At 72.0% G+C, this 24738-nt stretch carries 20 protein-coding genes; 7 read left to right on the plus strand and 13 right to left on the minus strand.

Annotated elements, in window-relative coordinates; genetic code table 11:
- The first annotated feature begins 431 nt into the window (after nt 1-431).
- Nucleotides 432-1517: a septation protein SepH gene (gene sepH / locus ASC99_RS06530; protein ID WP_057229297.1), complete on the plus strand. Its 1086-nt coding sequence runs from the start codon at nt 432-434 to the stop codon at nt 1515-1517.
- Between the two features lie 51 nt (nt 1518-1568).
- On the opposite strand, the gene ASC99_RS06535 is transcribed toward sepH, so the two are convergent.
- Nucleotides 1569-2402, minus strand: coding sequence for a sulfurtransferase (locus tag ASC99_RS06535; protein ID WP_057229299.1), 834 nt, complete (start codon nt 2400-2402; stop codon nt 1569-1571).
- A 127-nt stretch (nt 2403-2529) separates the two neighbouring features.
- Between ASC99_RS06535 and ASC99_RS06540 the strand changes: the two genes are divergently transcribed.
- A complete protein-coding gene (locus ASC99_RS06540) occupies nt 2530-3231 on the plus strand; it encodes a VOC family protein (RefSeq protein WP_057229301.1) in 702 nt (233 codons plus the stop codon).
- Nucleotides 3232-3234: 3 nt separating this feature from the next.
- Here ASC99_RS06540 and ASC99_RS06545 read toward each other — a convergent pair whose 3' ends face one another.
- The 4 genes from ASC99_RS06545 to ASC99_RS06560 all read right to left on the minus strand — a co-directional run bounded on the left by ASC99_RS06545 (nt 3235) and on the right by ASC99_RS06560 (nt 8565).
- Complete coding sequence (locus ASC99_RS06545; RefSeq protein WP_057229303.1) at nt 3235-3888, minus strand: thymidine kinase; 654 nt, start codon at nt 3886-3888, stop codon at nt 3235-3237.
- 45 nt (nt 3889-3933) lie between these two features.
- A complete protein-coding gene (locus tag ASC99_RS06550) occupies nt 3934-5103 on the minus strand; it encodes an alkaline phosphatase family protein (protein WP_057229305.1) in 1170 nt (389 codons plus the stop codon).
- Nucleotides 5104-5112: 9 nt separating this feature from the next.
- Nucleotides 5113-5703, minus strand: a complete 591-nt coding sequence (locus ASC99_RS06555; RefSeq protein ID WP_057229307.1) for a DUF5998 family protein — start codon at nt 5701-5703, stop codon at nt 5113-5115.
- A gap of 93 nt (nt 5704-5796) precedes the next feature.
- The gene (locus tag ASC99_RS06560; protein ID WP_057229310.1) at nt 5797-8565 is read right to left on the minus strand and encodes a GNAT family N-acetyltransferase; all 2769 of its coding nucleotides are present in this window, start codon (nt 8563-8565) and stop codon (nt 5797-5799) included.
- 228 nt (nt 8566-8793) lie between these two features.
- On the opposite strand from ASC99_RS06560, the gene ASC99_RS06565 reads away from it, so the two are divergent.
- Entirely contained in the window at nt 8794-9072 is a 279-nt protein-coding gene (locus tag ASC99_RS06565) for an HPr family phosphocarrier protein (RefSeq protein ID WP_057229311.1), read from the plus strand.
- 73 nt (nt 9073-9145) lie between these two features.
- Here the strand turns inward: ASC99_RS06565 and ASC99_RS06570 are convergent, their stop codons facing one another.
- The 4 genes from ASC99_RS06570 to ASC99_RS06585 form a co-directional block, all read right to left on the minus strand.
- Entirely contained in the window at nt 9146-10066 is a 921-nt protein-coding gene (locus ASC99_RS06570) for a glutaminase (protein WP_057229313.1), read from the minus strand.
- A 51-nt stretch (nt 10067-10117) separates the two neighbouring features.
- Nucleotides 10118-11311, minus strand: coding sequence for an RtcB family protein (locus ASC99_RS06575; protein WP_057229315.1), 1194 nt, complete (start codon nt 11309-11311; stop codon nt 10118-10120).
- A 295-nt stretch (nt 11312-11606) separates the two neighbouring features.
- Nucleotides 11607-12992, minus strand: a complete 1386-nt coding sequence (locus tag ASC99_RS06580) for a pitrilysin family protein (RefSeq protein ID WP_057229317.1) — start codon at nt 12990-12992, stop codon at nt 11607-11609.
- A complete protein-coding gene (locus ASC99_RS06585) occupies nt 12989-14323 on the minus strand; it encodes a pitrilysin family protein (protein ID WP_057229319.1) in 1335 nt (444 codons plus the stop codon). The genes ASC99_RS06580 and ASC99_RS06585 overlap by 4 nt, the downstream gene beginning before the upstream one ends.
- Nucleotides 14324-14575: 252 nt before the next feature.
- Between ASC99_RS06585 and ASC99_RS06590 the strand changes: the two genes are divergently transcribed.
- Both ASC99_RS06590 and ASC99_RS06595 read left to right on the plus strand, forming a co-directional pair.
- A complete protein-coding gene (locus ASC99_RS06590; protein WP_057229321.1) occupies nt 14576-17029 on the plus strand; it encodes a DNA topoisomerase (ATP-hydrolyzing) subunit A in 2454 nt (817 codons plus the stop codon).
- Between the two features lie 203 nt (nt 17030-17232).
- Nucleotides 17233-18138: a sucrase ferredoxin gene (locus ASC99_RS06595; RefSeq protein ID WP_057229322.1), complete on the plus strand. Its 906-nt coding sequence runs from the start codon at nt 17233-17235 to the stop codon at nt 18136-18138.
- Here the strand turns inward: ASC99_RS06595 and ASC99_RS06600 are convergent.
- The 4 genes from ASC99_RS06600 to ASC99_RS06615 form a co-directional block, all read right to left on the minus strand.
- Nucleotides 18101-19252 carry a hypothetical protein gene (locus ASC99_RS06600; RefSeq protein WP_057229324.1) on the minus strand — a complete coding sequence of 384 codons (1152 nt, stop codon included), beginning with the start codon at nt 19250-19252 and terminating at the stop codon, nt 18101-18103. The two genes, ASC99_RS06595 and ASC99_RS06600, sit on opposite strands and share 38 nt — an antisense overlap.
- A gap of 84 nt (nt 19253-19336) precedes the next feature.
- Entirely contained in the window at nt 19337-20383 is a 1047-nt protein-coding gene (locus ASC99_RS06605; protein WP_057229326.1) for an ABC transporter substrate-binding protein, read from the minus strand.
- A gap of 39 nt (nt 20384-20422) precedes the next feature.
- Complete coding sequence (locus ASC99_RS06610; RefSeq protein WP_057229328.1) at nt 20423-21289, minus strand: ABC transporter permease; 867 nt, start codon at nt 21287-21289, stop codon at nt 20423-20425.
- Complete coding sequence (locus ASC99_RS06615) at nt 21279-22100, minus strand: ABC transporter ATP-binding protein (protein ID WP_057229330.1); 822 nt, start codon at nt 22098-22100, stop codon at nt 21279-21281. Before ASC99_RS06615 ends, ASC99_RS06610 begins: the two co-directional genes overlap by 11 nt.
- A gap of 225 nt (nt 22101-22325) precedes the next feature.
- On the opposite strand from ASC99_RS06615, the gene ASC99_RS06620 reads away from it, so the two are divergent.
- Entirely contained in the window at nt 22326-23921 is a 1596-nt protein-coding gene (locus ASC99_RS06620) for a sensor histidine kinase (RefSeq protein WP_057229333.1), read from the plus strand.
- Nucleotides 23918-24625, plus strand: coding sequence for a response regulator (locus ASC99_RS06625; RefSeq protein WP_057229335.1), 708 nt, complete (start codon nt 23918-23920; stop codon nt 24623-24625). Before ASC99_RS06620 ends, ASC99_RS06625 begins: the two co-directional genes overlap by 4 nt.
- The last annotated feature ends 113 nt before the right edge of the window (nt 24626-24738 follow it).

Genomic DNA, 24738 nt, shown 5'->3' on the forward strand with positions numbered 1-24738 from the left:
CTCGGTCGGTACGGCTCGGAGTGGGAAAAGTCCCTCCATCTTGCACAAAGAAGGACACAACGGGCGAAAATCTGGTTCTTGGCGGTCGATATATGTGAAGATGATCACCGCGCACTGATCGACGGTCGGCCATTGGAGTGCCCACCCTTGAGATTCCCGTGAATCGCGGGAGACTTGAGCGGCGAGCCGCCCCTGTGGATGCCACGAATGGAGTACTGTTCGTGAAGCCTGAGCCTTCGGTCATCAGTGCCGACTGTCCATCAGACGGCGGCCGGGGCATCCCGGGCGCAGCGTCGACCGACGACGTGGCAAACAGGCAACCGTGCCACAACGGCAGGGCCGGGCGAAAGCCCGACACGCCGAGTAACTCTGCAAGGTTGTGGCCAGTCGTGAGTGGGCAGGCCACACTCAGTACGGGAGCAGCGACGCAGGTGACGTCGGCAGGCACCACCCGGGAGGTAACCGTGCCCGAACTGCGCGTCGTGGCCGTCAGCAACGACGGCACACGGCTGGTGCTCAAAGCTGCCGACAGCACGGAGTACACCCTTCCCATCGACGAGCGCCTGCGCGCCGCGATCCGGGGTGACCGTCCGCGCCTCGGACAGATCGAGATCGAGGTGGAGAGCCACCTCCGCCCCCGCGACATCCAGGCTCGGATACGAGCCGGTGCCTCCGCTGAGGAGGTCGCGCAGGCGGCGGGTATCTCGGTGGACCGGGTCCGTCGGTTCGAGGGTCCGGTGCTGGCCGAGCGGGCCTTCATGGCCGAGCGGGCGCGGAAGACCGCGATCCGCCGGCACGGCGAGTCCACCGGCCCCCAGCTCGGCGAGGCGGTCGCGGAGCGGCTGGCCCTGCGGGGTGCCGAGAAGGACGCCGAGAACTGGGACTCCTGGCGCCGGGACGACGGCACCTGGGAGATCTTCCTCTCCTACCGCGCGGACGGCGAGAACCGCACCGCGACGTGGACGTACGACCCGCCCCGCCGCCTGGTCCAGCCGAACGACGACGAGGCCCGCGCGCTGATCGGCGAGAACGTCGAGCGCGAGGAGGAGCAGGTCTTCCCGTTCATCCCGCGGATCGCCCGGCTCCCCCAGGACCGGCCGGCCCGCCCGATGATCGAGCGGCCCGCCCTGCCCGACCGGATCATGGCGCGCGAGGCCAGGGAGGCACGCGAGGTCAGGGAGGTCCGGGAGGCCACGGCCGAGAACCGGGACTCGCTCACCAGCCTGCTCGACGTGGTGCCCGCCTACCGCGGCGACCTCTCCGTCCCCGTGGCGGAGCCGGTGGTCGCCGAGGAGCCGGTGGAGCCCGAGGAGCAGGCCGCCCCGGCGGCCAGCGTCGGCGCCGGCTCGGCGTACGCGGACATCCTGATGCCCCGTGCGGTCTCGCCGCACCGGGAGCGGCTGGTCGGCACCACCGACCGGCAGGCCGAGGCGGACGGTGTCCGGCCCGGCCGGCGCGCCACGGTGCCCAGCTGGGACGAGATCGTCTTCGGCAGCCGCCGCAAGAAGCAGGAGTGAACGGGCGGGTCAGGCAGTGCCTGACCCGCCGTCACCAGTTTTAGGCGTAGGTCAGGCGCCGGTCGCCACCGGGTTCGCCGGGTCGGCGGACCACTCGCTCCACGAGCCCGGGTAGAGCGTCAGGCCCGGGTGCCCCGCGACGGTCAGGGCCAGCAGCTGGTGCGCCGCCGTCACCCCGGAGCCGCAGTACACCGCGACCTCCGACGCCTCGTCCACCCCCAGCGCACGGAACCGCTCGGCCAGTACGGCCGGCGCCAGGAAGCGCCCGTCGGCGGCCAGGTTCGCGATGGTGGGGGCGCTCACCGCGCCGGGGATGTGCCCGGCCCTCGGGTCCACCGGCTCGACCTCGCCCCGGTAGCGCTCGCCCGCCCGGGCGTCCAACAGCAGCCCGGTGCGGGCCAGTTCGGCTGCTCCGGCGGCGTCCACCGTGGGCAGTGCGCCGGGCTGCGGCTTGAAGTCCCCCGGCTCGGCTGCCGGTTGCGCGACCGACTCGGGCTGCCCGGCCGCCCGCCAGGCCGCCAGACCCCCGTCCAGCACCCGGACATCGGTGTGCCCGGCCCAGCGCAGCAGCCACCAGGCCCGGGCCGCCGAGGTGGCCGGGCCCGCGTCGTACACCACCACGGCGCGGTCGGCCCGGACGCCCGCGCGGCGCAGCGCGGCGCCGAGCACCTCGACGTCCGGCAGCGGGTGCCGCCCGGCGGCGCCGGGCGGTGCGGCCAACTCCCGGTCCAGGTCCAGGTAGTGAGCACCCGGCAGGTGGCCGGCCGCGTACTCCTCGACGCCGGGCGGGCCGCCCAGCTGCCAGCGGATGTCCAGCAGGACCGGCGGTCGGTCGGCGGCGAGTTCGGTTGCCAACTCGGCAACCGTGATCAGGGGAGTGGTCATACCCCTATTCTTCCCGCGCATCTCCGCTCTTTGTCTGGTCTTTGCCCGGCTCGCCGGTGTATGTCAGGAAGGCACGGCGTCGGCGGTGGAACCATTCCTCTGCGACGCGCTCCCAAGGAGGTCCGCCATGACCGCGGTGAAGGCCCGAGTGGCCCAGGGCACGCCCTGCTGGGTGAGCCTGATGACGGATGACCTGGAGGGTGCGAAGACGTTCTACCGCGCCCTGCTGGGCTGGGAGTTCGGGCCGGGTCCGAGCCAGCTCGGGGTCTACGTCCGGGCCACCCTGAACGGGGCGAAGGTGGCCGGTCTGGGCGACCAGCCGCTGGGCACCGGCCACCCGGTCGAGTGGACCACGTACTTCGCGGTGGACCAGGCGGACGACGTGGCGCAGCGGATCCGCGAGTGCGGCGGCACCGTGGCGGTCGGCCCGCTGCAGGCCGCGGACGCCGGACGGCTGGCGATCGCGTCGGACATCTCGGGCGCGGTGTTCGGCCTCTGGCAGGGCGAGCAGCACCACGGCTGGGACGTGATGAACGTGCCGGGCGCACCGGCCTGGGCCGAGCTGCTCACCCCGGACCGCGAGGCCGGCTACTTCTACGACATGGTGTTCGGCACCGGAGTCGAGCGCACTGTCCGCCCGGGTGACCTGCGGGACGGCCCGCCGCGCTGGCGGGTCCACTTCGCCGTCGCCGACCCGGATCTGACGGCGGCTCGGGCCGAGCAGCTGGGCGGCCGGGTGCTGGTGGCCCCGCACGACACCGACCGGGGCCGGGTGGCCCGGCTCGCCGATCCGCAGGGCGGCCGGTTCTCGGTGGTCGGGGTCAGGTAGGACCTAGGACCTGTCGCCGAACGGCAGGACGTCGGGCGAGAGCACCGAGGCGCGCGCGGTGGCGGCGGTCAGCCGGCGGCGGTGGTGGCGGCGGCAGAGCACCTCGTAGCCGACCTCGCCCTCGTTCTTGGCGATGTCGCCGACCACCACCTGGGCGCCCTCGACCACCATCACGCCGCCCACCGTCCGGGCGTTGTGGGTGGCCCGGGCGCCGCACCAGCAGAGGGCCTCGACCTGGAGCACCTCGACCCGGTCGGCCAGCTCCACCAGCCGCTGCGAGCCCGGGAAGAGCTTGGTGCGGAAGTCGGTGGTGATGCCGAAGGTGAAGGCGTCGATGGAGAGTTCGTCGACCACCCGGGCCAGCTGGTCGACCTGCTCGGAGGTGTAGAAGTTGGCTTCGTCGCAGATCAGGTAGTCCACCCGGCCGCCGGACGAGAGCAGCTGCACCACGTGCGCGTGGAAGTCGAAGCCGTCGGTCACCTCGACCGCCTCGGCCTGCAGGCCGAGCCGGCTGGAGATGGTGGAGGCCCCGGCCCGGTCGTGCCGGGAGAAGATGATGCCCCGGCGGCCGCGGGCGGCGTGGTTGTGGTCGAGTTGGAGCGCGAGCGTCGACTTGCCGCAGTCCATCGTGCCCGAGAAGAACACCAGTTCAGCCATGGGTGGAGCAGGGGCCTTTCGGTCGTGGAGCGGGTCGGGCACGGGTCAGGCGCGGACTTCGAGCAGCGGCACGATCTGCTCGACCGAGGTCATCGAGCCGTGCAGCCCGATCATCGAGGACTCACCGGGCTCACTGCGGGAGGCGATCACCGCGATGTCGTCGCGGGCGGCCGCGACCACGTCGCCGATCCGCTGGTACACCCGCTCGTCCACCGTCGGGCCGAACCAGCCCGCGGCTATCGCCTGGTCCCGGGTGGCCACCCACATCCGGTCCCCGAGCACCTCGCTCCAGACCGTGAAGACGTCCGAGGCCGCCCCGGGCACCGCGTACACGTGCCGGGCCCGGCCCTCACCGCCGAGCAGGGCGACGCCCGCGCTCAGCTCCCAGTCCTCGTCGAAGTCGATCCGGTCCTCGGGGGTGATGTCGATCATGCCGTGGTCGGCGGTGACGTACAGCACCGAGCGCGGCGGCAGCTGCTCGGCGAGCCGCTTGGCCAGCCGGTCCACCTTGTCCAGCATCATCCGCCACTCGTCCGAGTCGACCCCGAACCGGTGGCCGGCGCCGTCGAGTTCACTGATGTACGTGTAGACCAGCGCCCGGTCGTGCTCGGCCAGCCACTGGGCCGCCAGGTCCATCCGCTCCTCGCCGGTGGTCCGGCCGAGGAAGGTGCCGCCGGAGAGCGCGACCTGGGTCAGCGGGGTCTGCGCGAACAGCGGGGAGGAGACCTGCGCGGTGGCCACCCCGGCCGCGTGCACCTGCTGGAACACCGTCGGGTACGGCTGCCAGGTCTTCGGCTTCACCGGCGGCTGCCAGCGCAGCTGGTTCATCAGCTGATTGGCCCCCGGCACCTTCACCGTGTACCCGGCCAGGCCGTGCAGGCCCGGCGGCAGGCCGGTGCCGACCGAGGCCAGCGAGGTCGCGGTGGTGGACGGGAAACCGGCCGTGATGGAGCGACCGCCGCCGTTGATCAACGAGTTGAGGAACGGGGCGTACTCGGGGTGACGCTTGATCAGCTCCCAGCCGAGACCGTCCACCAGGAAGACGCAGACCCGGTCGGCCGGGGCCAGCGGCAGCCCGCTCTCGAAACCGGGCACGCCGAGCCCGGCCGCCACGGCGGGCAGCAGGTCGGCCAGCGAGCCGGTGCCGTACAGCGGGGCGGGCGCGTCGGAGGGGTCGAGGATCTCGAAGGCCTCGTACCCGAGATGCGTGGTCATGGGCGCCCGTCAGCCGCGGTTGGCGATGGTCGCCTCGGACAGCGCCCGGGCGAACACCAGCGACTGGGCCACCGTCTCCGGACCGTCGCCCGCCTCGCTGACCCGCAGCGACAGGTCGTCCGCGGTGGCCGAACCGGTGTAGCCGTGGTCGGCCTCGCAGTTCGGGTCCGAGCAGCCGGCCGGCTCCAGGTCGATCCGCTGCACCGCACCCCACCCGATCGTGAGCACCACCTCGCGCGGCAGCGTGCCGGGGGTGTACGTCTCCGGGTTGGCCACCATCCGGCTGAGCACCACGGAACCGATCCGGTCCAGCCGGACACACTCGGTCGAGGTGGTCGCGTACGGCACCGGGGTCGCGGCGTCGCCGTTCTGCTCGTCGGTGTGGCTGACCACGAACCGGGTGGAGGTCAGCACCAGCACGGTGACGTGCCGCCGGACCTCGTTGGCGTCGAAGGTGGTCTCCTGGTGGACCAGGTAGGAGACGATCGGCTCGGAGCCCACCGCGGACTCCACGGCCTCGGAGACCAGCGCCGGGTAGTAGCCACTGCGCTCGATCGCCGAGCGCAGGTCCTGCGTGGTCGTGGTACCGGTCTTCGCCATAGCTCCATCCTGGCATGTCCCGCGGACGAAGCGGGCGGCACTGCGCCGAGCTTCTGACCGAGGGCGTCCGCTGTCGGACGCAACCAAGGAAGGTTACAGGGTGCTCATGGCGCGCGGCCCCAGATCACTTCGTACCGGGAGTGGTGCGATCCGCACCCGGGCGGCCAGCACCGCAAGCCCGTTCGGGGCCACCACCACCGGTTCCAGGTCCACCGAGGCGACCTCCGGCAGGTCGTCGACCAGCCGGGAGACCCGGAGCAGCAGCTCCTCCAGGGCGGCGGTGTCGACCGGCTCGGCGCCGCGCCAGCCGAACAGCAGCGGGGCCGCCCGGACCTCCCGGATCAGGGCGGCCACGTCCTGGTCGGTGGCCGGGATCAGCCGGTGCGCGACATCGCCGAGCAGCTCGGCCGGGGCACCGGCCAGGCCGAAGGAGAGGATCGCGCCGACCGCCGGGTCCACGGTGGCGCCGATCACGGTGTCCACCCCGCGCGGGGCGAGCCGCTGCACCACCAGGGCGGCCTTCGCCGCGCCGCCCAGCAGGGCGTCCAGCTCCCGGAAGGCGCGCCGCAACCCGGGCTCGCCGGTCAGGTCGAGCCGGACGCTGCCCAGGTCAGGGCGGTGCCGCAGGTGCTCGGCGGTGGCCTTGAGGACGACGGGGTAGCCGAGCGTGGCGGCGGCCCGCAGCGCGCTCTCCTCGTCGGGGGCGGGCAGCGCGGGGTGCACGTCGATGCCGTAGTGGCCGAGCAGCGCGGCGGTCACCGTGTCGGGCAGCGTGATCCGTGCTCCGCCGGACTGGGTCCTGGCCGCAACGGCGGTCCTGGTCTGCAGGGCGGCCTCCACCAGGGCGCGGGCCTCGGTCTCGGCGATCCGGCTCAGCTCGGGCACCCGGGCGGTCTGCTCCGCCTCGGCGGTCCGGCGGCGCCAGTCGGCGTACCTGACCGCCTGGGCCAGCGCGTGCACGGCCCGCTCGGGGGCCGGGTAGGCGGGGATGCCACCGGCCCGCAGCCGCTCCGGCAGCTCGGTCAGCGCCAGGTGGGCGAGCAGCAGCGGTTTGCCCAAGTCCCTTGCCCGGCCGGAGGCTTCGAGCAGGGCGTCGGCGAACTCGGGCTCGTCCGCACCCAGGTCGGGGGTCGGGCCCTGAGCCGCGATCGGCGGGATGGCCACCGCGATCACCGCGTCGATCAAAGGGTCGGTGAGCGCGGTGTCCAGGGCGATCCGGAAGTTCTCGCCGGTGGCGCCGGTAGTCAGGTCGACCGGGGAGCGCGGGTGCAGCCCGGCGCTGAGCAGCGCGTCGTGGGTGAGCAGCCCGAGCGAGTCGGAGTTGCCGACCACGGCCACCCGGTCACCGGCCGGCAGCGGTTGGTGGGCCAGCAGCTCGCCGACGTCGTACAGCTCGGTGATGGTGCCCACCCGCAGCACGCCGGCCTGCTGGAACAGCGCGTCCACGGTGGCATCGCGCAGCCGGCTGGCGGCGGGCTGGACGGCGTGGCCGGGCGGCAGGCTGCCGGTGTGCCTGGCCCCCTTGATCACCACCACCGGCTTGTTCGCGGCCAGCCGGCGGGCGATCCGGGTGAACTTGCGCGGGTTGCCGAAGGACTCCAGGTAGAGCAGCACCACGTCGGTGGCCGGGTCCTCCTCCCAGTACTGCAGCCAGTCGTTGCCGGAGACGTCCGCCCGGTTGCCGACCGAGGCGAACGAGGAGATGCCCAGGCCCCGGCGGTGCGCGGCCTCCAGCAGCGCGACGCCGATCGCACCGGACTGGCAGAACAGGCCGAACGGGCCGCGCGCGGGCAGCACCGGGGCGAGCGAGGCGTTCAGCGGGTGCTCGGGGTCGGTGTTCAGCAGGCCGAACGCGTTCGGGCCGATCACCCGCATCCCGGCCGCGCGGGCCTGCCGGACCAGCGCGCGCTGGCGGTCCCGCCCCTCCGGGCCGGTCTCGGCGTACCCGGCGGTGACCACCACCAGGCCCTGCACGCCGTGTGCGCCGCAGTCCGCGACGGTCCCCGGCACGGCGGTGGCGGGCACCGCGATCACCGCCAGGTCGACCGGACCTGGGATCTCCAGCACCGAGCGGTAGGTGGGGACGCCGTCGATCTCGGTGCCGGGCGGGGCGTTGCGGTTCACCGCGTACACGTTGCCGTCGAAGCCCTGGAGGTTGCGCAGCAGCGCCCGGCCGACCGACTGCGGACTGCGGGACACCCCGATCACCGCGACCGAGCGGGGCGTCAGCAGCCGCTGCACGCTTCGGGCCTCGGCGCGGTGCTCGCGGGCCCGCATGACGGCCAGTGAGGAGTCGGTCGGCTCCAGGTCGAACTCCAGGTGCACCACGCCGTCGGCGAAGGACCGCTTCTGGGTGTAGCCCGCGTCGGTGAAGACCTTCACCATCTTGCGATTCTCCGGCAGCACCTCGGCGGTGAACCGGCGGATGCCGCGTTCCTGGGCGACGGCGGCGATGTGCTCCAGCAGTGCGGAGGCCACCCCCCGGCCCTGGTGCGCGTCCTGCACCAGGAAGGCCACCTCGGCATCGGTGCCGGTGACGGACGGGCGGCCGTCCGGGTCGATCCGGTCGTACCGGACGGTGGCGATGAACCTGTCCCGGACCACCACGGCCAGGCCGACCCGGTTCACGTAGTCGTGGTGGGTGAAGCGGCGGACGTCCTTGTCGGAGAGCCGGGGGTAGGGCGCGAAGAACCGGAAGTACTTCGACTGGTCGGAGACCCGTTCGTAGAACTCCACCAGCCGCTCGGCGTCGGCCTCGGTGATCGGCCGGATCCGGGCCGTGCCGCCGTCGCGCAGCAGGACGTCGGCCTCCCAGTGCTGGGGGTAGCTGTGCTCGTCGCGGTGCGGCGCGGGGTGTTCCACAGCGTCAGGTTAGACGTTCGAACGCCGGGTGGACCCGGTCGCGCGGGTGCGTCTTGCGAAGTCGTTGCCCTGCTGGTCGGCGGCGAGCCGCGTGGCACGGGGCCGGGCGGCGGGGCAGGGTGGGACCTTGGCCACCAAAGCGTCCCGCGGCGGCGCGACCTCACGGTTTGCGTGCCACAATGGTCTAGACAACATGGCTCCACCAGCACCACCTGAAAGGCACGTCTCATGGCTGAGCGCCGCGTCACCATCGGTTGGCCCGAGGGCCTGCACGCCCGTCCCGCCTCGGTCTTCGTCCGCGCGGCGACCGCCGTCGGCGTGCCGGTCACGATCGCCAAGGAGGGCGGCAAGCCGGTCAACGCCGCCTCCATGCTCGCCCTGCTCGGCCTGGGCGCCGAGGGCGGCGACCCGGTGATCCTGGCCTCCGAGGCCGAGGGCGCCGACGCGGCGCTGGACCGCCTGGCGAAGCTGGTCCAGGAGGGCCTGGACGAGCTCCCCGCCGCCTGACAGCCCGCCGGGAAGGGGCGCACCGGAAGTCTCGGTGCGCCCCTTCCGCATGCCCTGGTCCTCGACCGTCGGCCTAGAACACCGACCAGCCGGTCGCGGTGGTCAGTGCGTCCAGCGCCGCTACGCCCAGCACCGAGTTCCCCGCCTGGTCGAGACCCGGGCTCCACACGCAGACCGCGCCCCGCCCCGGCAGTACGGCCAGGATCCCGCCGCCCACCCCGCTCTTGCCCGGCAGCCCGACCCGGAACGCGAACTCGCCCGCCGCGTCGTACGTCCCGCAGGTGAGCAGCACCGCGTTCACCCGCTTCGCCTCGCTGCGGGTGAGCAGCCGCGAGCCGTCCGCCCGTACCCCGTGCGAGGCCAGAAACCGGCCCACCAGTGCCAGGTCCCGGCAGCTGGTGGCGATCGCGCAGTGCGCGTAGTAGTGCGCCAGCACGCTGTCCACCGGGTTGCGCAGGTTCCCGTAGCTGGCGATGAAGTGGGCCAGCGCCGCGTTCCGGTGGCCGTGCCGCGCCTCGGAGGAGGCCACCGCGTCGTCCACCTCGATGCGGTCGTTGCCCGCCTCCGCCCGCAGGAAGTCCCGCACCGCCCCCACCGCGTCCCCCGTCAGCTCCAGCAGACGGTCCGTCACCACCAACGCCCCCGCGTTGATGAACGGATTACGCGGAATCCCGTGCTCGGTCTCCAACTGCACCAGCGAGTTGAACGGATTCCCGGACGGCTCCCGCCCGACCCGCTTCCACAGCTCGTCCCCACCCTCGGCGAGCGCCAACGCCAGGGTGAACAGCTTCGACACGCTCTGCACCGAGAACGGCGTATCCCAGTCCCCCGCCCCGTACACGTCCCCGTCCACCGTCGCGATCGCCATCCCGAACGCGGTCGGGTCGACGGCGGCGAGCGCCGGGATGTAGTCGGCGGGCCGGCCGCGCTCGGGCGCGCGCAGGGCGGTGTCCATCACGTCGTGCAGAAGCTGCTGGTAGTCCACGTGCGCCATTCTGAACGCGAAAGGGCCGGGGTGCTCTCGCACCCCGGCCCTGAGCGACGGTCAGCCCTTCACGCAGACGACCTGCTTGAGCTGGGCGACCACCTCGACCAGGTCACGCTGCTGCTCCATGACCTTCTCGATCGACTTGTACGCGCCCGGGATCTCGTCCACGACGCCGCTGTCCTTACGGCACTCGACGCCCTTGGTCTGCTCCGCCAGGTCCTGCGTGGTGAACGTCTTCTTCGCTGCGGTACGGCTCATCTTCCGGCCCGCGCCGTGCGAGGCCGAGTTGAACGCCGCCTCGTTGCCCAGACCGCGGACGATGTACGAACCCGTGCCCATCGAGCCCGGGATGATGCCGTACTCGCCCGAGCCGGCCCGGATCGCGCCCTTCCGGGTGACCAGCAGGTCGACACCGTCGTAGCGCTCCTCGGAGACGTAGTTGTGGTGGCAGCTGATCACCTGGTCGTAAGCGACCTTCGCCTTCGGGAACTCGCGCCGGACGATGTCCTGGAACAGCGCCATCATCACTGCACGGTTGTTCTTGGCGTACTCCTGTGCCCAGAAGAGGTCACTCCGGTAGGCCGCCATCTGCGGGGTGTCCGCGATGAAGACCGCGAGGTCGCGGTCGACCAGGCCCTGGTTGTGCGACAGCGAACGGGCGACGCCCATGTGGTGCTCCGCCAGCTCCTTGCCGATGTTCCGCGATCCGGAGTGCAGCATCAGCCATACCGAATCGGACTTGTCTACACATACCTCAACGAAGTGATTCCCCCCGCCGAGCGATCCCATCTGCTGGGCGGCCCGCTCACGCTTCCACTTCACCTCGCCGGCGATGCCGTCGAAGCGGCTCCAGAAGTCGTCCCACCCCGCCGTCGCGAAGCCGTGCAGCTTCTTCGGGTCGACCGGGTCGGTGTGCAGACCACGGCCGACCGGGATGACCTGCTCGATCTTCGAGCGCAGCCGCGACAGGTCGTCGGGAAGATCCTTCGCGGTCAGCGAGGTCTTCACCGCGCTCATGCCGCAGCCGATGTCGACGCCGACCGCCGCCGGGCAGACCGCGCCCTTCATGGCGATGACGGAGCCGACGGTGGCGCCCTTGCCCAGGTGGACGTCGGGCATCACGGCGAGGCCGTGCAGCCACGGGAGCGAGCTGATGTTGCGCAGCTGCTGCATGGCCTGGCCCTCGACCGTCGAGGGGTTGGTCCACATCCGGATCGGGACCCGGATGCCGGGGACTTCGGTGTACGACATGGTGAACGACCTCCAGGGGTCGGCTGGTTCCAAGCTTAGTGAAGGGGGTGCCGCGCGAAGCTTCCGGCGTGGCTCGGGGAGGTCGAGAGCGCTCAGCGAGCGGTACAGGGGAAGTACGGTCGCCTGAGGGAGCTGGTTCGCTCGACCCGCATGGTGACCGCCTCCTCTCCTGTGTGTGGCCGCCCGACCGGGCGACGGGTGCTATCTAGCCACAGGGGGCAATGCCCCGGCAACGGAATAAACGGCGACGGCCCGACGGAGCTGATGCTCCGTCGGGCCGCTGCGACAAGACACGTCAGCTGATGACGGTGACCTCGCCGATGCCCAACTCCCGTACCTGGTCCGCGATCACGGAGGCATCGCCGACCAGCACGGTGACCAGCCGGTCCGGCGGGAAGGCGGCGACCACGGCTGCGGTGGCGGCGGCGGTGTCGAGGGCGGCGAGCTGCCGGTAGATCTCGGCCTGGTAGTCGTCCGGCAGGTACTGCTCGACCTGGTCGGCCAGGGTGGCGGCGACCGAGCCGGCCGTCTCGTACTTGAGCGGGGCGACCCCGACCAGGAACTGGACGGCCTCGTCGCGCTCGTCGTCGGTGAGGCCCTTGGCGGCCAGCGTGCGCAGGATGGTCCAGGTGTCCGCCAAGGCGGGGGCAGTGGAGGCGGTGTCCACCGAGCCGCTGATGGCGATCAGCGCGCGGCCGGAGCCCTCGGCGTTGGAGCGCAGCGGCTGGGCGAAGGCCCGGACGCCGTAGGTGTAGCCCTTCTCCTCGCGCAGCACGCGGTCGAGCCGGGAGGTGAGGGTGCCGCCGAGGCAGTAGGTGCCCAGGATCTGGGCGGCCCAGAGCGGGTCGTGGCGGTCGGGGCCGATCCGGCCGATCAGCAGCTGGGTCTGGACGGAGCCGGGGCGGTCGACGATGACGACCCGTCCGGCGTCGTCGGCGCTGACCGGAGCGTGCGTGCCGGCGGCGGTGGGGGCGGCGGTCCAACCGCCGAGGGTGGCTTCGAGCAGCGCGTCGAGGTCGATGCCGGTCAGGTCGCCGACCACCACGGCGGTGGCGGTGGCGGGCCGGACGTGGTCGGCGTAGAAGGACTGGACGGCGGCCCGGGTGATGTTCTTGACGGTGTCGGCGGTGCCGCTGCGCGGGCGGGAGAGCCGGTCGGCCTCCTCGAAGAGGGTTGCGTAGAGCGCCTTGGCGGCGCGGCGGGCCGGGTTGGCCTGCTCGTGCACGATCTCGTCGAGGCGGTTGGCGACCAGCCGCTCGATCTCGTCCTCGGGGAGGGCGGGGGCGCGCAGGGCGTCGGCGAGCAGGGTGAGGCCGCGCTCCAGGCGGGAGGCCGGGACCTCCAGGGAGACCCGGATGCCGGGGTGGTCGGCGTGCGCGTCCAGGGTGGCACCGGCCCGCTCCAGCTCGCCGGCGTACTCCTCGGCGGTGAGGGTGTCGGTGCCCTCGCTGAGGGCGCGGGAGAGGATGTTGGCGATGCCGTCCAGGCCGTCCGGTTCGGCGGCCAGCGGGGCGTCCAACTGGATTTCCACGGCGACGAGTTGCTGGCCGGGGCGGTGGCAGTGCAGCACCGTGAGGCCGTTGGCCAGGGTGGTGCGCTCGGGGGCCGGGAAGGCCCAGGGGGCGGGGGTGCCCGCGGTCGGCTGCGGGTGGAAGGTCATGGTGGGGGTGGGGTCGGTCATGCCGCCGCCTCCTCGTCCTCGGTCTCGGCAGCGTCGTCGGTGGTGGTGGGCTCGTAGACCAGGACCGCGCGGTTGTCGGGGCGCAGCCGGGCGGCGGCCACCGCCTTGACCTCGTCGGCGGTGACGTCGAGGACCTTGCCGAGCGCGTCGTTGAGCAGCTTGGGGTCGCCGAACAGGACGGCGTAGCGGCAGAGTTCGTCGGCGCGGCCGGCCACGGTGGTGAGCCGGTCGAGCCACTCGCGCTCGATCTGGGCCTGGGCGCGCTCGAGTTCCTCGGCGCTGGGGCCCTCGGCGGCGAACCGGGCGAGCTCCTCGTCGACGGCGGTCTCGATCTGCTCGATGGTGGCGTCGCCGGAGGTCTTGACGTCGAGCCAGCCGAGCGAGGGGGCGCCGGACAGCCGGAGCAGGCCGAAGCCGGCGGTGACGGCGGTGCGGTCGCGGCGGACCAGGCGGCTGTAGAGGCGGCTGGACTCGCCGGAGCCGAGGATGGTGAGCGCCAGGTCGGCTGCGTCGGCCTCGCGGGTGCCGTCGTGCGGCAGGCGGTAGGCGGCCATCAACGCCCGGGAGGGGACGTCCTCCTGGACGAGTTCGCGGATCTCCTGGCCGATCACCTCGGGCAGGGCGCCGTCGCGCGGCGGCTGCTTGCCGTCGTGGGCGGGGATGGTGCCGAAGTACTTCTCGACCCAGGCGATGGTCTGCTCGGGGTCGAGGTCGCCGACGATGGAGAGCACGGCGTTGTTGGGCGCGTAGTTCGTCCGGAAGAACTCCCGGGCGTCCTCCAGGGTGGCCGCGTCCAGGTCGGCCATCGAGCCGATCGGGGTGTGGTGGTACGGGTGGCCGTCCGGGAAGGAGAGTGCGGTGAGCTTCTCGAAGGCGGTGCCGTACGGGACGTTGTCGTAGCGCTGGCGGCGCTCGTTCTTGACGACGTCGCGCTGGTTCTCCATCGAGGCGTCGTCGAGGGCGGCCAGCAGGGAGCCCATCCGGTCGGCCTCCAGCCAGAGCGCGAGCTCCAGTTGGTGGGCCGGCATGGTCTCGAAGTAGTTGGTGCGCTCGAAGCTGGTGGTGCCGTTGAGGGAGCCGCCGGCGCCCTGGACCAGTTCGAAGTGGCCGTTGTTGGACACGTTGGCCGAGCCCTGGAACATCAGGTGCTCGAAGAGGTGGGCCAGGCCGGTGCGCCCCTTCACCTCGTGGCGGGAACCGACGTCGTACCAGAGGCAGACGGCGGTCACCGGGGTGAGGTGGTCCTCGGAGAGCACCACGCGCAGGCCGTTGGCCAGGCGGTGCTCGGTGATGGCGAGGCCTCGGGTGGAGGCGGGGGCCGGGTTGGCCATGCTGGGTCCTTCCCGTCTTCGAGTCGTCGGTCCGGGCGGCTGGATTGCCGTTCCCTCATTGTGGTGCAACGCGTGAGGCGCTTGGATGTGCCCGCGCCAGCAGGGCGTTCGCCACGGGCGGAAGTGGGCTCGTGGAGAGGGGGTTGACCGAGGCTGTCGGTGCGAGGGTCCACAATGGGGGGCGCCGTACCCCAGCAGCCCCCCGGACAGTTACCGAAGTACCCGTCAGAGACGTAAGGGAGCCCCGCCGCGATGGCCCGCCGCAGTTCGCCCACCCCGCCGCCCGGAGACTTCGAGGAGCGCATCCTCGACGTGGACGTGGTGGACGAGATGCAGGGCTCCTTCCTGGAGTACGCCTACTCGGTCATCTACTCCCGTGCTCTGCCCGACGCCCGGGACGGCCTCAAGCCGGTGCACCGGCGCATCCTCTACCAGGCCAACGAGATGGGCCTGCGCCCGGATCGTGCGCACGTGAAGTGTGCGCGGGTGGTCGGCGAGGTGATGGGCCGTCTGCACCCGCACGGTGACGCCTCGATCTACGACTCCGTGGTCCGGATGGCGCAGCCGTTCTCGATGCGGCTGCCGCTGATCGACGGCCACGGGAACTTCGGTTCGCTCGGCAACGACGACCCGCCGGCCGCGATGCGGTACACCGAGTCGCGGCTGACGGCCGCCTCGATGGCGCTGGTGGAGTCGATCCACGAGGACACCGTCGATTTCGGGCCGAACTACGATGGCAGCGAGCAGGAACCCACCGTGCTCCCCGCCGCCTTCCCGAATCTGCTGGTGAACGGCGCGACCGGGATCGCGGTCGGTATGGCGACCAACATGCCGCCGCACAACCTGGCCGAGGTGGTGGCCGCCGCCCGGCATCTGATCAAGCATCCGACGGCCGACCTCGACACCCTGATGCGCTTCGTACCTGGCCCGGACCTGCCGACGGGTGGCCGGATCGTCGGGCTGTCCGGCATCCGGGACGCGTACGAGAACGGCCGTGGCACCTTCAAGATCCGGGCGACGGTGTCGATCGAGGCGGTGACCGCGCGCCGCAAGGGCATCGTGGTCACCGAGCTGCCGTTCACGGTCGGCCCGGAGAAGGTGATCGCCAAGATCAAGGACCTGGTCGGGTCGAAGAAGCTCCAGGGCATCGCCGACGTCAAGGACCTGACGGACCGTTCGCACGGTCTGCGCCTGGTGATCGAGGTGAAGAACGGCTTCGTCCCGGAGGCCCTGCTGGAGCAGCTCTACAAGCTGACGCCGATGGAGGAGACCTTCGGCATCAACAACGTGGCGCTGGTCGACGGCCAGCCGCTGACGCTGGGTCTGAAGGAGCTGCTGGAGGTCTATGTCGACCACCGCTTCACGGTGGTGCGTCGGCGCAGCGACTTCCGCCGGCGCAAGCGCCAGGAGCGGCTGCACCTGGTCGAGGGTCTGCTGGTCGCGCTGGTCGACATCGACGAGGTGATCGCGATCATCCGCGCGAGCGAGAACGCGACGCAGGCCAAGGAGCGCCTGATGGAGCGTTTCTCCCTGTCGGAGACGCAGACCTCGTACATCCTGGACACTCCGCTGCGTCGGCTCACCCGGTTCGACCGGGTGGAGCTGGAGGCGGAGCAGGCCAAGCTGCTCTCGGAGATCGCGGATCTGACCGAGATCCTGGACTCGGACAGCAAGCTGCGCAGCGTGGTGTCGAACGAACTCGGCGCGGTGTCCAAGCAGTTCGGCACCGAGCGGCGGACGGTGCTGCTGGAGGCCGGTGCGGTGCCGACCACCACGCTGTCGGTGCCGCTGGAGGTCGCGGACGACCCGTGCCGGGTGCTGCTCTCCTCGACGGGCCTGCTGGCTCGGCTGGCGGACGGCGAGCCGGTGGAGCTGTCGGAGTCGCGGGCCAAGCACGACGTGGTGGTGTCGGCGGTGTCGGCCACGGCCCGGGGTGACGTGGGTGTGGTGACCTCGGCCGGGCGGGCGTTGCGGCTGCCGGTGATCGACCTGCCCGCGCTGCCGCCGTCGCCGACGCTGTCGCTGGCGGGCGGGGCTGCGGTGAGCGAGTTCCTCCGCCTGGAGGACGGCGAGCGGGTGATCGGGCTGACCACGCTGGACGAGTCCTCGCCGGGGTTGGCGCTGGGCACGGTGCAGGGTGTGGTGAAGCGGGTGGTGCCGGAGTGGCCGGCCAACAAGGACGAGTTCGAGGTGATCGCCCTCAAGGAGGGTGACGCCGTGATCGGCGCGGTCGAACTGCGCACGGGCGAGGAGGACTTGGTCTTCATCACGTCCGATGCCCAGTTGCTGCGGTACCCGGCGGGGCAGGTCCGTCCGCAGGGCCGCCCGGCGGGCGGTATGGCGGGTGTGAAGCTGGCGGACGGCGCACGGGTGCTGTCGTTCACGGCGGTGGACCCGGCGGTGGACGCGGTGGTGGTCTCGGTCGCGGCCGCCTCGGCGACGTTGACGGGTGGTGAGCACACCAGCTGGAAGGTCACGCCGTTCGAGCAGTACCCGCGGAAGGGGCGGGCCACGGGTGGGGTGCGGTGCCAACGCTTCCTGCGCGGTGAGGACGCCCTCGCGTTCGCCTGGGCGGGCCCGGCGCCGGCCCGTGCGGCCACGGCGGCGGGGGCTCCGGTCGAGCTGCCGGAGCGCGACCCTCGCCGGGACGGCTCGGGCATCCCGGTGACGGGCACCATCGCGGTGGTGGCGGGGCCGGCCTCCTAGGCATACGGTCAACCATTTACGGTCCAGGGGCTCGGGGAACTGCGAGGAGGTCTGGCGCGCGGGTCACACTGCAAAGTGCCTGACCACCTACGCAACGGTGACCTTTTCCGAGGTCGGCGTCGCAGTTCCCCGAGCCCCTGGTGGCTGATGCCCGGAGCGCAGGTGCCCGAGCCCCTGGCCGGGCCGAGGGTAGCCTGGCCTTTGTGAGCACCTGTGCAACGTTGTCGCGCGAACTGACCGAGCCGTTGGCTGCCACCGCGGCGACGGCGGCGACCTGGCTGTTGGTGGAGCAGGCCGGGCCGTGGGGCGCGAAGGCGCTGACCGAGAGCCACTTGGAGGCCGAGGTCGGGCGGGCGCTGGACGCTGCGGCGGCGGGCACGGGGGTGCGGATCGCGCTGATCCGGCGTCCGGGGCGGCATGCGGACTGCCTGCCGACCGCCCGGCACGAGGTGATCGTGGCGCACACGGCGCCGGGCAACTCCTGGGTGCGGCGCACTGCGGTGGCCGATCCGGCCGAGCTGCTGACGCTGGACTTCGCCGCGCTGGGCGCGGGCGTGCACGGCGGTTTCGGTACCGAGCACCGCGGTGACCCGCTGGCGCTGGTGTGCACCAACGGCCGGCGGGACCGCTGCTGTGCGCTGCTGGGGCGGCCGTTGGCGGCCGAGCTGGCGGCCGCCGGGCACGCCGAGGTCTGGGAGGTCACTCACCTGGGCGGGCACCGGTTCTCCCCCACCATGCTGGTGCTGCCGTTCGGCTACGCGTACGGGCGGCTGACGCCGACGGGTGCCAAGGAGGTGCTGGCGGCGACCGCCGCCGGGCACACCGTGCCCGAGTTCTCGCGCGGACGCTCGTACTGGGACCGCCCGGGCCAGGCGGCTGAGCAGGCCGTCCGGGAACTGACCGGTGAGACGGCAGCGGACGCGCTGACGCTGATTCAGCAGCCGGACGGGCTGGTCGAGGTGCGGCACACGGACGGTCGCGGCTGGCGGGTCGAGGTGGTGCAGGCCGTCAGCGAACCGCCGCGCGCGGAGAGTTGCGGCAAGAGCCCGGCCACCCCGGTCCGGATGGACGTCAGCTCACTGTGCGAACTGACCGCTCGTCAGATCTGAGGCGGTCGGCCAGCGCGCAGACCAGCGTCATCACCACGAGCAGGGCGAGCATCGCCCGCAGCAGAGCGCTCTCGTAGTAGACGTCGATGACCAGCCACACCGTCAGGTACGCGGCGGCCAGTCCGACCGCCCCGCCCAGGGCGAGCGGGAGCAGTGCGTCGCGGACCGGCCGGTGCCACAGGGCGAGCGCGCCGACCAACAGGGCCCCGCCCGCCGCGAGCAGCAGGGTGCCGAAGTCGGCGCTGTAGCGGATCGCCAGTGCCGGCACCAGGAAGAGCACCAGCGACCGGCGCAGCACCGCGTCCAGGGCGGCCACGCTCGGGCCCCCGGCCGGGCGGGCCGGCTGCCACCGGGCGGTGACCGTGAGCACCGCCAGAGCGAGCAGCAGTTCGGGCCAACGGGCGCCCAGGTGGCCGAGGTTGTAGAGCAGTGCGGTGTCGTAGACCACCATGACCAGCTGGCCAATGGCCCAGAGAGAGGCGCCGAAGAGCAGCAGGCCGCCCGCCCCGGGCTGCCGGTCGGCGCCGCGCTCGCGCCGGGCGAGGGTGGTGAGCAGAGGTGCGGTGAGGAGGGCAGAGACGGCCCGGATCACCAGGTCCTGGTTGGTCCAGGGGTTGGGCAGGCCCCACTCAACCGCCCCGAAGACCACCGTGTAGGAGAGCACGGCCGACCACACCAGCGGGCCGGAGCCGAGCACCGTGCGGTAGAGCGCTGGGCTGAGCCGGCGCAGCACGGTGCCGTACGCGAGCAGCACGAACGGCAGTTCCAGGAAAGCCTGCACCCGGAGCACGGTGGGCCCGAACAGCGTCGGAGCGGGCAGCTGGTCGGCGACCAGCCGGACCAGCGGGTTGCCGTCCGGCTGGGCGAACCAGCCCGGCGGCAGGTAGCGGGTGACGAACGAGACGTCCCCGCCGTGCACGCGCAGCAGGTAGGCGGAGCAGAGCAGTTGGTTGAGATAGACCAGGGCGATCACGCCCACCAGCAGGACCTCCGGGGCGACGGTGCGCCCGGCCTCGGGCGGTGCCGGGCGGCGCAGCAGCCGGGGGCCGAGCAGCAGCCCGGCGAGCACGGAGGCGGCCACGGTGGCGTCGACCAGGGCGGCGGTGATCGTCATAACGCAGAACGATAATCCGTCTGGACGCGCCGACGGCCCCTCACCTGCTGTCCAGGAAGATGAGGGGCCGTCAGCGAGTCGGCGTCAGCCCGCCTTGGTGACGAACTCGCTGGTGTAGGTCTTCGAGAGGTCGATCGAGGCTTCCTTGCCCTTGACGTCCGGGTGGAAGGCGGCCAGGACGGCCAGCACGGTCTTCGGGCCCTCGGGCGGCATCACGCCGTCGGTGGTGAACATCGGCAGGGTGGCCTTGATCGCCTCGGCGTACTGCTCGGCGCCGCCCTGGGCGTAGTCGGCCGGCATCTGGGCGGCGATCTCGGCGGGGGTGTGGGTGGACATCCACTTGAGGGTCTTCACGAAGGCGTTCGCCAACTTCTGGGCGGTGTCCTTGTTCTTCTCGACCCAGTCGGTGTTCATGTAGAGCGAGGAGGACGGGTAGAGCCCGCCGAGCGCGGCCTTGGAGCCCTCGGGGGTGCGCATGTCGTAGAGCACCGTGCCGATGTTCTTGGCCAGGATGTTGGCCACCGTCGGGTCGGTGGTCATCCCGGCGTCGATGCTGCCCTGCTGCATGGCGGCGATGAAGGTCTGCCCGGCGCCGACCGCGATCGGGCTGAACTCGCTGACCGCGACGCCGTTCTTGACGGCGAGGTACTTGGTGAGGAAGTCGGTGGAGGAGCCGATGCTGGTGACGCCGAGCTTCTTGCCCTTGAAGTCCGCGCCGGACTTGATCGCGTCGGCCTGCTTGGCGGAGACCACCTCGACCTCGCCGGGTGCCTGCGAGAACTGGACCACCGACTCGACGTTCTTGCCCTTGGCCTGCAGGTCGATGGTGTGGTCGTAGAAGCCGACCGCTCCCTGGACGTCCCCGGCGAGCAGGGCGGTGGTGGCGTTGACGCCGGCCGGTTCGCTCAGCAGCTCGACGTTGACGCCGGCCTGGGCGAAGTGGCCGAGCCGCTGGGTGAGCATCGCGGGCAGGTAGATGACCTTGTCCAGGCCACCGACCATGATCTTGACCTTGGGTCCTTCGACCTTCTGCCCGGCCTCGGCGTGGGTGGAGGAGGCGGCGTCGTTGGCACAGGCGGTGAGGGAGAGGAGCAGCGCGGCGGCGACGGCTGCGGCGGCGGTTCTGCGCATGGGGGATCTGCCTATCTCTGCGGGTGGGGTGAGGGAGCGTCAGCGGCCGTCGCCGGAGTCGGCCGGCTTCCAGCGGAAGAGCCGCTTCTCGGCGAAGGTGAGCAGGCCCTCGGTGAACAGGGCGACCACCGCGAGGATGGTCATCGCGGCGTACACACCCGCGGCGTTGAAGGTGCCCTGGGCAGCCGCGACCAGCAGGCCGAGGCCCTTGGTGGCGCCGATGTACTCGCCGACGATGGCGCCGATCAGGGCGAAGCCGAAGCTGACGTGCAGGCTGGTGAAGATCCAGGTGGTGGCGGCGGGGATGACCACCTGGAGAGTGAGCTTGCGGTTGTCGGCGCCCAGGATGCGGGCGTTGGCGATCAGGTTGCGGTCCACCTCACGCGCCCCCTGGAAGGCGTTGAAGAAGACCGGGAAGAAGACCAGCACCACCGCGGAGGCGACCTTGGAGGCCGGGCCGAGGCCGAACCAGATCAGGAAGATCGGGGCCAGCACGATCCGCGGGATGGCGTTCAGGACCTTGATGTACGGGCCGAACACGTCGGCCAGGAAGCGGATCCGGCCGAGCGCGATGCCCAGCAGGACACCGCAGGTCACACCGATCACCCAGCCGGTGAGGGCTTCGTAGAGGGTGTAGCCGATCTGCTCGCCGAGCGATCCCTGGGCGGTGCCGTGGGTGATCCACTGCCAGATCTGGGCCCAGATCCTGGACGGCTGGGAGAAGTTGAACGGGTCGATGACTCCGCTCCGGGCGGACAGTTCCCAGAGACCGAGGAAGGCGACCAGGACGCCCGCCCGGGCCCCGTACACGGTGAACTTCCGGTTCCTGGCGGCCCGTTCGCGGGCGGCGGTGCGGGTGACGACGGGTGCGGCGGCCGGTGCGGCGACGGGGGTCTCAAGCGGCATTGCCCGCTCCTCTCTCACGGGTGATGCGGACCTCTTCGCCCAGCGACGCCCAGATCTCGCGGTAGAGCTCGACGAAACGCGGCTCCAGCCGGACCGCCTCCACGGTGCGCGGCCGGGGCAGGTCCACGGTGAAGATCTGCTTGACGGTGGCGGGGCCCGCCGTCATGACCACCACCCGGTCGGCGAGCGCGATCGCCTCGTCCAGGTCGTGGGTGACGAAGACCACCGAGGAGCCGGTACCGGCCCAGAGTTCGAGCAGCTGGTCGGACATCAGGGCCCGGGTCTGCACGTCCAGGGCCGAGAAGGGCTCGTCCATCAGCAGGATCTTCGGGTCGTTGACGAAGGTCTGGGCGAGCGCGACGCGCTTGCGCATACCGCCGGAGAGCTGGTGCGGGTAGCGGTCCTCGAAGGCGGCCAGGCCGACCCTGGAGAGCCAGTCGCGGGCCCGCTCACGGGCCTCGGCCACCGGGACGCCGCGGAACCGCGGGCCCGCCATCACGTTGGAGAGCACCGTCCGCCAGGGGAAGACCGCGTCCTGCTGGAAGACGAAGCCGACCTGGCTGTTGATCCCCTCGACGTGCTCGCCGTGGACCTTCACCTCGCCCTCGGTCGGCTCCTCCAGGCCGCTGACCAGGGTCAGCGTGGTGGACTTCCCGCAGCCGGTCGGGCCGACCACCGCGACGAACTCGCCCGGGGCCACCGTCAGATCGAGGTCCCGTACGGCGGTGTGCAGGGTGCCCGAGGGGGTCCTGAACCGCTTGGTCGCACCGGTCAACTCGATCGCCGGGGCTGTGGTTGTCAGCCCGCTCATATCCACCTCCGTGGTCCCGGCGCCATCGCCGGGGTCTGTGTCTGCCCCGGAGGTTAGGAGTGGCGCGGGTCACGGCGGCACCCTTGCGGGCGTACTGCGACTTCCTGGCGTTGAGGGCTGTTCTGCTCCTTTTGCTTCCGCTACAACAGCGGAGCGGGGGCTGACAGAAACACCGAGGAAACATATGGTGTCGATCCCACCCGAACCGCCCGGAAGGAGACCCGCGTGAGACGTCCGCACTGGCCCCGCCGGGTCTTCGCCCAGCTGCTGCTGAGCCAGACCGTGGTCACGGTCGGGGTCACCGCCGTGACGGCCGGCCTGTTCCTGGCCCCGGTGAGCCGGGAGCTGGACCACGACGCCAAGCAGCGTGCGCTGTCGATCGCCCAGTCCACGGCGGCCGACGAGGCGATCGCCCGGGCCGCGGCGGACCAGGACGCGGTGGCCGCCCAGCGCGACGCCGAGCAGATCCGGCTGGCCACCGGAGCGAGCTTCGTGGTGATCACCGACCTGGACGGCATCCGGCTCTCGCACACCGACCCGTCCAAGATCGGCTTCCGGGTCAGCACCGACCCGGAGCCCGCGCTGCGCGGGGAGAGCGTGACCGCGATCCAGCAGGGCACGCTGGGCCGGACGGCCCGGGGCAAGGTGCCGCTCCGGCTGGCGGACGGCCGGATCGTCGGCGAGGTCTCGGTCGGGATCAGCGACCTGTCGATCCGGCGGCGGCTGCTCAGCATGGTCGCGGGCATCCTGCTCTGCGCGGGCGCGGGCCTGGCGGCCGGGCTGGTGGCCACCCTGGTGCTGGCCAGGCGGCTGAAGCGGCGCACGCACAACATCGCGATCGCCGACATCTCCGCGCTGCTGGTCGAGCGGGAGGCGATGCTGCACTCCATCCGGGAGGGCATGGTCGCGCTCGACCGGCGGGGCCGGGTCCGGCTGGCCAACGACGAGGCGGTGCGGTTGCTCGCGCTGCCCGAGGACTGCACCGGGCGGGCGATCGACGAGCTGCTGCCACCCGGTCGGCTGGCCGAGGTGCTCACCGGCCGGATCGAGGGCACCGACCTGCCCGCCGTCCGGGACGACCGGGTGCTGGTGGTGAACCGGATGGCCACCGAGCACGACGGCGCCGTGATCACCCTCCGGGACCGGACCGAACTGGAGTCCCTGGTCCGGGAGTTGGACACCACCCGAAGCCTGACCGAGGCGCTCCGGGCGCAGGACCACGAGCACGCCAACCGGATGCACACGCTGCTCGGTCTGCTGGAGCTCGGGCGGCACGAGCAGGCCGCCGAGTTCATCTCCGAGCAGTCGGGCTCGCACGCCGCGGTCGCCGCCCGGATCGCCGAACAGGTCCAGGACCCGCACGTGGCCGCCCTGTTGGCGGGCAAGGCGGCGGTCGCGGCCGAGCGCGGCGTCCGACTGGAGATCACCGCGGACAGCCACCTGCCGGACGCGGCGGTCGACCCGCGCGCGCTGGTCACGGTGCTCGGCAACCTGGTCGACAACGCGCTGGACGTGCTCTCCGGCGGGGTGCGCTCCGACGGGGTGGTGGCGGTCGGCCTGCGGGTCTGCGGAGACGCCCTGCTGATCGAGGTCGCCGACAGCGGTCCCGGCGTCCCGGCCGAGCTGCGGGAGCGGATCTTCGAGGAGGGCTGGACCGACAAGACCGCCCCCGCGCACCGCCCGCGCGGTCTGGGCCTGGCGATGGTCCGGCGGCTGGTGGAGCGGTCCGGCGGGCAGGTGGTGGTCGATCAGGGACCGCTCGGCGGGGCCCGCTTCAGCGTCGAACTCCCCGAAGCCCTGCACCCGGTGGTGATCGCGTGATCGACGTACTCGTGGTGGACGACGACTTCCGGGTGGCCGACGTGCACGCCGCCTACGTGGCCAAGGTGCCCGGCTTCCGGGTGACCGGCCGGGCGCACAGCGCCGGGGAGGCGCTGGCCGCGCTGGAACGCACCCCGGTCGACCTGGTGCTGCTGGACCACCATCTGCCGGACGAGACCGGCCTGGTGCTGGTCCGCCGGATGCGCGAGGCCGGGATCGGCTGCGACGTGATGATGGTGACGGCCGCCCGGGACGTCTCCACCGTGCACGCCGCGATGCAGCACGGCGCCCTGCAGTACCTGGTGAAACCGTTCAGCTTCGCCGGGCTGCGCGAGAAGCTGGTCAGTTACGCGGAGCTGCGGCACGCGCTGGCCGGGCCGGCCGCCCGGGAGGCCTGCCAGGACGAGGTGGACCGGATGTACGCCACGATGCGCACTGCCGCCTCCCCGCTGGCCACCCTGCCCAAGGGCCACTCGGCGCCCACCACCGACCTGGTGCTGGGCGTGCTCCGGGAGGCCGGCCGCCCGCTCTCCGCCCAGGAGGTGGCCGACCGGACCGGGTTGAGCCGCTCCACCGCGCAGCGCTACCTCAAGCAGCTGGAGCGCGACAGCCGCCTGCGGCTGAGCCTGCGCTACGGCGACACCGGCCGCCCGGAGCACCGGTACGTACTGCCCAAGGCCGACCGTCGGTTGGGGGGTGGGTGAAGGAGCGGTGGTGGGGTGCGTGGCTCGGCGGTGCCGAGGAGGGAGTCCATGCGGAGCATCGGCGACCGACGAGAAGCCGTCGAGGTGCGTGCCCCGGCGCCGCGACGCCACCC

Origin of the sequence: Kitasatospora sp. Root107 (assembly GCF_001424875.1) — a bacterium.
Classification (GTDB): Bacteria; Actinomycetota; Actinomycetes; order Streptomycetales; family Streptomycetaceae; genus Kitasatospora.

Coding starts and splice junctions, on each gene's coding strand:
- ASC99_RS06550 (WP_057229305.1), bottom strand. CDS start 5,103: ATGACCACGCATCTCGGGTACGAGGCCTTCGAGATCCTCGACCCCTCC.
- ASC99_RS06555 (WP_057229307.1), bottom strand. CDS start 5,703: ATGGCGAAGACCGGTACCACGACCACGCAGGACCTGCGCTCGGCGATC.
- ASC99_RS06545 (WP_057229303.1), bottom strand. CDS start 3,888: ATGGCTGAACTGGTGTTCTTCTCGGGCACGATGGACTGCGGCAAGTCG.
- ASC99_RS06610 (WP_057229328.1), bottom strand. CDS start 21,289: ATGCCGCTTGAGACCCCCGTCGCCGCACCGGCCGCCGCACCCGTCGTC.
- ASC99_RS06575 (WP_057229315.1), bottom strand. CDS start 11,311: ATGTCGTACACCGAAGTCCCCGGCATCCGGGTCCCGATCCGGATGTGG.
- ASC99_RS06600 (WP_057229324.1), bottom strand. CDS start 19,252: ATGACGATCACCGCCGCCCTGGTCGACGCCACCGTGGCCGCCTCCGTG.
- ASC99_RS06565 (WP_057229311.1), top strand. CDS start 8,794: ATGGCTGAGCGCCGCGTCACCATCGGTTGGCCCGAGGGCCTGCACGCC.
- ASC99_RS06535 (WP_057229299.1), bottom strand. CDS start 2,402: ATGACCACTCCCCTGATCACGGTTGCCGAGTTGGCAACCGAACTCGCC.
- ASC99_RS06590 (WP_057229321.1), top strand. CDS start 14,576: ATGGCCCGCCGCAGTTCGCCCACCCCGCCGCCCGGAGACTTCGAGGAG.
- ASC99_RS06580 (WP_057229317.1), bottom strand. CDS start 12,992: ATGACCGACCCCACCCCCACCATGACCTTCCACCCGCAGCCGACCGCG.
- ASC99_RS06585 (WP_057229319.1), bottom strand. CDS start 14,323: ATGGCCAACCCGGCCCCCGCCTCCACCCGAGGCCTCGCCATCACCGAG.
- ASC99_RS06615 (WP_057229330.1), bottom strand. CDS start 22,100: ATGAGCGGGCTGACAACCACAGCCCCGGCGATCGAGTTGACCGGTGCG.
- ASC99_RS06570 (WP_057229313.1), bottom strand. CDS start 10,066: ATGGCGCACGTGGACTACCAGCAGCTTCTGCACGACGTGATGGACACC.
- ASC99_RS06605 (WP_057229326.1), bottom strand. CDS start 20,383: ATGCGCAGAACCGCCGCCGCAGCCGTCGCCGCCGCGCTGCTCCTCTCC.
- ASC99_RS06540 (WP_057229301.1), top strand. CDS start 2,530: ATGACCGCGGTGAAGGCCCGAGTGGCCCAGGGCACGCCCTGCTGGGTG.